General features: G+C 27.7%; 8 protein-coding genes and 2 tRNA genes. 3 read left to right on the top strand and 7 right to left on the bottom strand.

Features of this window, described 5'->3' with window-relative positions; translation table 11 throughout:
* Positions 1-38: 38 nt before the first annotated feature.
* The 3 genes from TY07_RS10240 to TY07_RS10230 all read right to left on the bottom strand — a co-directional run bounded on the left by TY07_RS10240 (position 39) and on the right by TY07_RS10230 (position 1,889).
* Positions 39-374, bottom strand: a complete 336-nt coding sequence (locus tag TY07_RS10240; RefSeq protein ID WP_042399108.1) for a winged helix-turn-helix transcriptional regulator — start codon at positions 372-374, stop codon at positions 39-41.
* 206 nt (positions 375-580) lie between these two features.
* The gene (locus TY07_RS10235) at positions 581-1,573 is read right to left on the bottom strand and encodes an NADH:flavin oxidoreductase (protein WP_042399106.1); all 993 of its coding nucleotides are present in this window, start codon (positions 1,571-1,573) and stop codon (positions 581-583) included.
* Positions 1,574-1,813: 240 nt separating this feature from the next.
* Positions 1,814-1,889 (bottom strand) — tRNA-Met (locus tag TY07_RS10230).
* Between the two features lie 290 nt (positions 1,890-2,179).
* Between TY07_RS10230 and TY07_RS10225 the strand changes: the two genes are divergently transcribed.
* Positions 2,180-2,476, top strand: coding sequence for a YciI family protein (locus TY07_RS10225; protein WP_042399103.1), 297 nt, complete (start codon positions 2,180-2,182; stop codon positions 2,474-2,476).
* 113 nt (positions 2,477-2,589) lie between these two features.
* On the opposite strand, the gene TY07_RS10220 is transcribed toward TY07_RS10225, so the two are convergent.
* The 3 genes from TY07_RS10220 to TY07_RS17335 all read right to left on the bottom strand — a co-directional run bounded on the left by TY07_RS10220 (position 2,590) and on the right by TY07_RS17335 (position 6,714).
* Positions 2,590-3,681, bottom strand: a complete 1,092-nt coding sequence (locus TY07_RS10220; RefSeq protein ID WP_042399100.1) for a linear amide C-N hydrolase — start codon at positions 3,679-3,681, stop codon at positions 2,590-2,592.
* A 219-nt stretch (positions 3,682-3,900) separates the two neighbouring features.
* Complete coding sequence (locus TY07_RS10215; RefSeq protein WP_042399097.1) at positions 3,901-5,418, bottom strand: oligosaccharide flippase family protein; 1,518 nt, start codon at positions 5,416-5,418, stop codon at positions 3,901-3,903.
* Positions 5,419-5,571: 153 nt separating this feature from the next.
* The gene (locus TY07_RS17335; RefSeq protein WP_052330691.1) at positions 5,572-6,714 is read right to left on the bottom strand and encodes a BRCT domain-containing protein; all 1,143 of its coding nucleotides are present in this window, start codon (positions 6,712-6,714) and stop codon (positions 5,572-5,574) included.
* Positions 6,715-6,974: 260 nt separating this feature from the next.
* Here TY07_RS17335 and TY07_RS10205 point away from each other — a divergent pair.
* Positions 6,975-7,050, top strand: a tRNA-Met gene (locus tag TY07_RS10205).
* Between the two features lie 216 nt (positions 7,051-7,266).
* Here TY07_RS10205 and TY07_RS10200 read toward each other — a convergent pair.
* Positions 7,267-8,025 carry an SDR family NAD(P)-dependent oxidoreductase gene (locus TY07_RS10200; RefSeq protein ID WP_042399094.1) on the bottom strand — a complete coding sequence of 253 codons (759 nt, stop codon included), beginning with the start codon at positions 8,023-8,025 and terminating at the stop codon, positions 7,267-7,269.
* 328 nt (positions 8,026-8,353) lie between these two features.
* Here TY07_RS10200 and TY07_RS10195 point away from each other — a divergent pair, with 328 nt between their 5' ends.
* Positions 8,354-9,445: a glycerol dehydrogenase gene (locus TY07_RS10195; protein WP_042399090.1), complete on the top strand. Its 1,092-nt coding sequence runs from the start codon at positions 8,354-8,356 to the stop codon at positions 9,443-9,445.
* Positions 9,446-9,563 lie beyond the last annotated feature (118 nt).

The raw sequence follows: 9,563 nt of genomic DNA, 5'->3' as shown, positions 1-9,563 counted from the left end.
TTTATTTTATTATTTATCATTACCTTTTATTTCATAATTTACTTTTCATCTTCATTTGGTAAATGTTTATATCCCCATGAACATATTGCATTTAATACAGGCATAAGGGATAGTCCTAATTCGGAGAGCTTGTATTCAACTTTAGGGGGAATTTGCTTGTATTCAGTCCTTATGATTAATTTATCATTTTCTAACTCTTTCAACTGAGAACTTAACATCTTATGAGTTATATCTCCAAGTACTTTTTTTAACTCCCCATAACGAAGCACATCCTTCTTTGAAAGCCAAAATAATATATGCATCTTCCACTTTCCATTTATTAATGACATAGTATATGAAAAAGGTACTGCATTAACTTCATTGTCATTACACATTTTTTGCTCTCCTCTAACTAAAAATTAAACTTTTTTATATTTCTAAAACTTAACTTACATATCAAAACAAAGAAGAGATACTTGAAATACTACACTATACCTCTTCTTTACTACTAATATATTATATTATGATTTTTTATATAAAACAAATTAATCCTTATATGAAAATAGAAAATATTACTTTCCTTAATTTAAAACAGTATAACTTATTTTAAACTTTCAATAGCTTTCTTTGACCACAATGAATCCTTAAGTATAGCTCGTCCCACACCTATAAGATCTGCTTTACCAGATTTTAATAATTTTTCTGCTTCTTCTGCATCTGTTATTCCTCCAGTTAAAATAACTGGTATTGAAACATTCTTTTTAACCTCTTCTGTAACATTTGAAAAATATCCTTGAGTCTTAACTCCTGGTATTATATATCCTAATAATCCACCTGAAATATCAATTATATCCACTCCAGACTTTTGGAATTCTACAACTGCCGCCTTACAATCATCTATAGTATTACCTCCATCGGTATAATCACATGCTCCAAGTCTAAGTAATATAGGAAAATCCTTACCAACTTCATCCCTAATAGCCCTTATTATCTCTAAATGAAGCTTTATTCTTCCAAATATGTCTCCACCATATTCATCACTTCTTTTGTTAGTTATAGGTGAATAAAACTCATTTAAAAGATATCCATGTGCTGAATGAATTTCTACTCCATCAAAGCCAGCATTTTTTACACGTCTTGCTGCATTTCTAAAATTTGAAATTATCACTTTTATATCCTCTTTTGTAAGCTCCTTTGGCAATTCACTATTACGTGGATGCATTATAGCTGAAGGACCAACAATTTCACAGCCAGTAACTGAACTTTTTGCTAAACTACCTGCATGATTTATCTGCATAATTGCCTTTGATCCATTTTTATGAATTATATTAGATAGCTTTTTTAAATCTTCTATAAGATTATCATTGGCTATTGATAACTGTCCCTTATGTGCCTTACCTTGTTTTTCTATAAAACTATGCTCAATAATTATTAATGAAATATACCCACCTTTAGACTTTTCATCATAATAATCTAATATTTCTTGAGTTACTTTTCCATCATCTTCACACTTTGCAGTAGCCATAGGTGGTAAAACCAATCTATTGTTTAACTGTAATTTTGAATTTACTAAAGGCTTTAATAATTCTGCCATTTAAATTCCTCCCCCATAAAATACAAAAGCTATTTTGTATGATTTTTTACTTTTAAATTCATTTTATATCTTTATATATAGTAAGGAAAGTATGCACTTTTTAGTAAGATACTATCTAAAAAGTAAGTAATAGCAGCTTCATTTTTATAGCTATAGTAAATTCATTGTTTTTTCTTTACATTCTTTAATTTAGTATAAATATTAAAACAAAAAAAATCCTATAAAAATATAAGATTTTTTTGGTTGCGGGGGCAGGACTTGAACCTACGACCTTTGGGTTATGAGCCCAACGAGCTGCCAACTGCTCCACCCCGCGATATTATGTTTTGTAAGCGCTATTACTTAACTTGTAAACTTAGTATAACTTAATAAATATTTATAGTCAAAACTAGATTGTGTTATATTACACCCTTAAAGTATAAGAGATAGCTTAGAGTCTTTAATACAACCCTATGATACTACATAGTATAAAACAATTATGATTTCTATAATAAATATATACTTCCCTGAAATTATTATAAATACTCCAACATCAAAAATTATCACAGCTCATTTATAGTGATATAATAAATTTATTAATTTTATTAATTTTTAGGAGGAAATATAATGAAGTACTTTATGATCGAAGGCACTTTAACTGATGCTGATAAAATAAATGATGATATTATGAAAGAACATATGGCTTATACTCAAAAAGCAATGGATTCAGGACTAATATTAATGTCTGGTCTTAAGTCTGCTATGAGTGGTGGATTATTTATTATGAAGGCTGAAGATATTAATGATATTACTGAGTATTTAAATAATGAACCCTTTAATAAATATGAAATACAGTCTTATAAAGTTACAGAATTTGATGCTCATTATTTTAATGAATCACCTAAACAGTGGTTTTCTAAATAAAAAAATAGACTTGAAGAGTACCTCTTCAAGTCTATTTTTTTACTATAATTATGCCTTTACCAATTTATTTTAACAAGCATTACTGCTACTTATTATTCACTTTAATTTCTGTGCTACTCCTTAGTAATATACTTAAAATCAGGTTCCCTATTAAGATCATATTCAACATAATCATCAACATCTAACAAATCATTTAAATCTATACATTGAACTCTTTGATTTTCATATGTTACCCAATAAAATCTCAATGATTCAGCACACATTACAGCTGTATAAATTGTATACTCATAACGTTCTAAACATTCATCATACACAATTGTATTATTTTTTTCTGATAATTCAACTAAACCAAGAGGCACTGCAACATTATTAAATAAATGAATAATATTGCTAACACCCTCCTCTTCATCTATCCCCTTAACAGCATACTTCTTCAAAAATGATAACCGAATAAACCTTGATGTAGAAGAACAATCTCCTGGAAGTCCCATTGCACCATCTCCCGTGAAGCACTTATTTAATTTTTCTCCATTAATATCTAAAGTCTCATAATCTAAATTCCTAATATTAAAGTAATTTAATAAATTTAAACAATGCCAAGAATAGCTTGGACTATTAGTCATAACTCCCATGGAATTACGATAAATGCTTACTCCCGTTTCATCTGGCTCAATAATAACAGCTTCACCTGTTTTATCTGAAAATATCCAATGAATTGATGTTACTTGCCCAAGTATGGGTATATTTATTAAGGTAATTTTATTTTCAATCATATCAACAATTTCATCTACACTTTTACATCTCGTTAAAAGATATGTAACAAGAAATGGAGGCTGCACAGCTATTGTACCTTTAGCTTTTTTATTATTATATTTAGCAAAACAACGATAAGCTAACTGCCCACCCATTACCCCTTTTTCATTAACACCTTCATACAAAATTGGTGTAGATTGCATCAGCCTTATTCCTGTTCCAACAGCTGCATACTTTGATACAGTTTTTGTTTTTTCAACTATGTTATTTTCTACTCTTGTCCCACATCCATAATAACTCTTACCTTTAGGAATATATATTATTTTACTTTCTTCAGCAATACAATTAAAATCAAAATTCCTTCCCCATAGGTGCTTATTATCTTCTGTAGTCCAGCTCATAGAACTACATCCACCATTCATAGCATTTAATACCTTATTAATACTATCCATGAATTACCTCATTAAATTATTATTTTCTTTCATCTAAATAGTATATGTAATAAATACCTAACCTTATTATAATTATAAATTTAAAATGCATAATTAGTTATATTCTAATTATGCATTTATACGTTTATTAAAATTTATGAACATGCTTTATAAAAATAATCAATTCTACTAAAACTTAATTAAAGTATTTATCTAATCCTTAGATATTTTCATATTTATTTAATCCCTTATTTTTATACAATTAAATGTTTTTAATAATATAAAGTAGACAACTCCAACACAACTAACTACTATTATTGTGTTTATTCCAATTATTAAAGTATTGTTAGCTAACAAATTCCATATTAGTCTTCCAAATATAGTTGATATTAAACCAAAGATTATAGGCATGAATGCCCAATTTAATAAATCTATTTTAATATCAGTAGCTTTAACTATAGTAATAAAACTTACTGTAAAACTAAAAAACGTTGATATAGACATTGCTATAATTAATCCTTCTATTCCCTTTATAGGTACTAAAAAATATATACTTAAAATCTTTAATATTGACTCCATTATTTGATATTCCAATACTCTAAACTGTTCATTTAATCCATTTAAAATTCCACCCATAATCATATCAATATACATAAATGGAATTATAAAAGAAAGTATTTTAAAATATCCTCCTATATCTTCTCTATTATAAATTGATATAGATAATTGATTATAAAATGTGAAAAATATAAAGAAAGATATAATACCTATTATACTAGTAAATCCAATACTTCTGTTAATTACACTATTTAACCTTTCCTTATTATTAATAGCCTTAGCTCTAGAAATCTCTGGCATAAGCACTCTAGCTATAGACATAAGTAATGTTGCTGGAAACATAATTATAGGAAAAACCATTCCCATAACTCCACCTAATACACTTATAGCTTCACTTTCAGACATACCAAACTTTACAAGAGATAATGGTATTAATATCATTTGTACTGTCCCAAATGCAGACATTAAATAAGATCTAGTAGCTATAGGTACAGATATTTTAAATAATCTTTCAATCAATCCTTTTGTATTTCCTGATGCATTATTTAAATACTTAATTTCCTTCTTTTCTAACTTATATGCTATAAATACATATAAACAAGATAAAATATCACTTATAACACTTCCTAATACAAGAACTGCACAACCATATTCTAATTTTATAGATACAGCTGAATGTAATAATAATACTATTACTGAAATTTGTATAAACTTTTCAGCAAGCTGAGTTGTTATTGGTATGAATATATCTCTAACAGCATAAAAATATCCCTTTAAACAAGATGATATTGAAATAAAAGGAATGCTTATTGCAAATATTTTTAATGAAAGTATTACTCTTGTGTCTTTTAAAAATATTAAAGCTATATTTTTAGAAAAAGCAAATAATATAATAGAAGCTATTACTCCTAATACTCCACATATTGTACATGCTTTAAATACCACATATTTTACATTATTGTATTCTTTCTTTGATACTTCTTCTGCAACAATTCTTGTTACTGCTGAACTTATTCCTGAAGTTGCAAAAGTTATTGCAATCATACTTACTGTACCAATAAGCTTGTACAATCCCATCCCCTCTGTACCAATTTCATTTGATATGTATACATTAAATACAACTCCTATACTCCTCATTATCATCATTGTAATTGATAATAATATTGCATTTATAAATAAATTCTTTGTTTTATTTTCCATACAGTACCTCTTAACTTATTATATTGCTACTATATGTTAAGTGTTTACAATAAATTACTTATATTAAATTGATGAATTTAAAGTTTATAATAATTTAATAATTATATTTTCTGGTATATATTTTAAATTAAATTTCATTACATAGAAATAAAACTAATTTTTATTAATAATATCCCAAAACTCTTTTTCAGTAATTATTTCTATTCCTAGAGTTTTAGCCTTTTCTAACTTGCTCTTTCCAGCACCTTCACCAATTACAAGCATATTAGTTTTTCCACTTATGCTAGTTGGTGAATCAGCTCCATATCTTATAGCCGTTGCTCTCATTTCTCCTCTACTCTTAGACATATCACCAGTAAAAACTATTTTCTTTTTATTAAATATATCTTTTATTAAGTTTTCTTTAGCAAACTCTATCATCCTTTTCTCTTCTGCAATCTGGTCCTTATCCTTTGCAAACTTTCTAAATCTATTTGATGGAGCTGAAGTTTGCTTACTAGCATTAGCTTCATTATTACTATCTTTAGTACTTTTCTTTGCAACTGAAGTTGATGTTGGTGTACCTAAAGCTGACCATCTTTCTGGCTTAATAAGCTTTAATAGTTCTAATAAGTCTAAAACATCTTGTAATGCATTATGAGCCTGTCCTTTTTTAATATTGTAATGTTCTAATAAATAAACTAACTTGTATGAAGGTAAGATTTCCTTTTGTTTTATTGTATTCATACTACAATAAAATTCTTGATTATCTTCAACCCAGCCCCAATATCTTAAAAAGTTTCTATCAAAACTTGCATTATGTGCTACTAAAGGACACTTATACTTTTTAACTAATGATTTAAATTTTGACTTAAGCTCTTCATTTTCTTCAATTGCATCTAAGCCATCACCATATCCATTTTTATATTTTTCTTCATCATTAATAATTGCTAAATGAAGGCTATCAATTACTCTATAATCTTCTACAACTATTGCAGCAACTTCTCTTATTCCATCAGCTGGACTAAAGCTTCTTGGTGTTTCTATGTCTACAATTATGAATCTTTCTTTTTTCTGCATATCTAATAAGTAATCTGGGTGTATGCTATGTAATTCACCATTTATATCTAATATTATTTCATTATTATCAACTACTCCAACAACATCGCATTCTACAGCATTTTCTGTATATGCACCTTTATAATATAAAGTTTTAACTTCATTTGCCTTAGGGCTAATTAGTTTTAATTCTTTTAAAACTTCTATTTTTTCTTCTGATGATTCAAACTTTCTCCACTCTCTTTTGGGATTTATCATACTTGTACCTCTATTCTAATTTTATAAATTTATTACTATATTAATTTAAATATATTAAAAATTATATCACATAGTTTATATTAAAAAATCATTAATACTTAAAAGTTGTTATATTGATAGCATATAGCTAGATTTAGTATTCTAAACTACTTCTTGTCCTCTAAAGGCTTAATATGGCATAATGCAGTTTTGACTATATGTAATTATAAAGTTATACTTAACCTACAAGTTAAGCAAAACAAGTTTGCAAGGCATAATATCGCGGGGTGGAGCAGTTGGCAGCTCGTTGGGCTCATAACCCAAAGGTCGTAGGTTCAAGTCCTGCCCCCGCAACCACGAGAAATAAATCTTATATTTTATAAGGTTTATTTTTTGCATAATCATTTAAAACAATTCATTTAAAAATTTATATAAAATAATAATAAAAAGCTAGAAAACTAATTGATGTTTTCTAGCTTTTTAAATGTACTACTTATTTACTATTTTTGTATTATTCTAATAATAAAATTCATTATATAAGTTTACTTAGCTTAATAATTAACTTTTATTTTATTATAAATTTGCACCAAAATCAGTTACTAATACTTGTCCTGTTATTGCTCTAGCCTTATCACTAGCTAAGAAAGCTATAGTGTTAGCTACATCCTCTGGTTCACAAACTGGTAGCTTTAAATCTGCATGAGCCATCATAGCATTCATCATATCCATATTCATATTAGCTAAATTTTCTGATTTAGACATTGGTGTTTTTACTGAACCAGGACACACAACATTACAACGTATTCCTTCTTTAGCCATTCTTAATGCAATATTTTTAGTTAATCCAATTATTGCTCCTTTACTAGCACAATATACAGCTCCTCCAGAACCATAAACACCAGCAACTGATGCTACATTAATAATTGCGCCACTTTTATTTTCTAACATTACCTTAGCAGCTACATTTGTAATATTTATAGTTCCTTTTGTATTAACATCTATTACAAAATTAACATCATTTTCATCAACAGCTTCAATAGGTAAAAGTGCATGATCTAGTACACCAGCATTGTTAACTAAAATGTCTAATTTACCAAATGTTTTTATTGTTTCATCTATAACATTTTTACAATCTTCTTTTTTAGAAATATCACTAGTTACTACTAATACTTCTCCACCTAAGCCCCTGATTCTTTGGGCAACATTTTCTAATTGTTCTTTTCTTCTTGCAGTTATTACAACCTTTGCACCTTCTTTTGCAAACAATAATGCCGTAGCCTCACCAATACCTGAATTCCCACCTGTAATAATTGCCACCTTATTCTTTAACATATAGTCTCCTCCATATACCTCTTTTTATTACCCTTTTATACTAAATAAAAATATTATTTTTATAATTATAATTTTATCATTAATTTGAATAATTGTAAAAGTTATCATTTATATATTTTCTATTATACTATATCTTATTCTTTATTTAATATAACTCAAAATATTTACTATAAAAATATAAATTAGAACAATACCATCCACCTAATACTTCTTCCTTAATATTTATATAAACATAATAATTTACGCTGTTAAATAATATATATTATGGTAAAATAATTATTAATAGTAAAATATTATAAAATTTTATTTATAGGGAGATGTTTTAGAAATGGCAAATATCATTATTGCGCCTGGCAAATACATTCAAGGTAAAGGTGAAATTAATAATCTTGGTAGCTATGTTAGTAATTTAGGATCAAAATCTTTAATTTTAATAAGTCCTTCTGGTTTAAAAAGAGTTGGTGAAAATGTAGAAAATAGCTTTAAAGAAACAAACACAAAAATAGTTTTTGAAAGTTTTAACGGTGAATGTAGCAGAAATGAAATTAACAGATTGATAGAAATTTTAAAGCAAAATAATTGTGATAATATTATTGGAATAGGTGGTGGTAAGATATTAGATACTGCAAAAGCAGTTGCATATTATACTGGACATCCTGTTTCTATAGTTCCAACTATAGCATCTACAGATGCTCCTTGCAGTGCATTATCAGTGGTATATACTGATGAAGGTGCATTTGAGGAATATGTTTTTCTTCCACAAAATCCAAACTTAGTGCTAATAGATACAGAACTTGTAGCCAAAGCTCCTGCTAGATTATTAGTTTCTGGTATGGGTGATGCCTTAGCTACTTATTTTGAAGCTAAAGCTTGTTTTGCTTCAAATTCTACTACTTGCGCTGGTGGTACATCTACCCTTGCTGCACTTGGAATAGCTAAACTTTGTTATGAAACTTTATTATCTGATGGATTAAAAGCTAAACTAGCTGTTGAAAATAAAGTTTGTACTAAGGCTGTTGAAAATATTATTGAAGCTAATACTCTTTTAAGTGGTATTGGATTTGAAAGTGGTGGACTAGCAGCTGCACATGCTATTCATAATGGATTTACTGTACTTGATTCTTGCCATCATTTATATCATGGAGAAAAGGTTGCTTTTGGAACTATAACTCAATTAGTTCTTGAAAATGCTCCTTTAAGTGAAATTGAAGAAGTTATTTTATTCTGTAAAAATGTTGGACTTCCAATTAATTTGGAAGATATGGGTATTACTAATGTAAAACCTGAAGAACTTATGTCAGTAGCTGAAGCTGCTTGTGCTGAAGGAGAAACTATTCATAATATGCCTTTCACTGTTACTGCTGATATGGTTTATTCTGCTATTTTAACTGCTGATGCACTTGGAAAGAGTTATAAATAATATTAGTTGGCTTTATTTCTAATTGTTATATTTATAATATTGATTAACAGTAAAAGGAGTGCACCTCCATTTGAAGTGCACTCCTTTAAATAACTTACATTAATCTTTTATTTCATAT

This window comes from Clostridium saudiense, from assembly GCF_000577815.1.
In the GTDB taxonomy this organism is placed as follows: domain Bacteria; phylum Bacillota; class Clostridia; order Clostridiales; family Clostridiaceae; genus Clostridium; species Clostridium saudiense.
The sequence above is the reverse complement of the archived record's forward strand: the minus strand, read 5'-3'. Positions and strand labels throughout refer to the sequence as shown.

Coding starts and splice junctions, on each gene's coding strand:
- TY07_RS10240 (WP_042399108.1), bottom strand. CDS start 374: ATGTGTAATGACAATGAAGTTAATGCAGTACCTTTTTCATATACTATG.
- TY07_RS10235 (WP_042399106.1), bottom strand. CDS start 1,573: ATGGCAGAATTATTAAAGCCTTTAGTAAATTCAAAATTACAGTTAAAC.
- TY07_RS10225 (WP_042399103.1), top strand. CDS start 2,180: ATGAAGTACTTTATGATCGAAGGCACTTTAACTGATGCTGATAAAATA.
- TY07_RS10220 (WP_042399100.1), bottom strand. CDS start 3,681: ATGGATAGTATTAATAAGGTATTAAATGCTATGAATGGTGGATGTAGT.
- TY07_RS10215 (WP_042399097.1), bottom strand. CDS start 5,418: ATGGAAAATAAAACAAAGAATTTATTTATAAATGCAATATTATTATCA.
- TY07_RS17335 (WP_052330691.1), bottom strand. CDS start 6,714: ATGATAAATCCCAAAAGAGAGTGGAGAAAGTTTGAATCATCAGAAGAA.
- TY07_RS10200 (WP_042399094.1), bottom strand. CDS start 8,025: ATGTTAAAGAATAAGGTGGCAATTATTACAGGTGGGAATTCAGGTATT.
- TY07_RS10195 (WP_042399090.1), top strand. CDS start 8,354: ATGGCAAATATCATTATTGCGCCTGGCAAATACATTCAAGGTAAAGGT.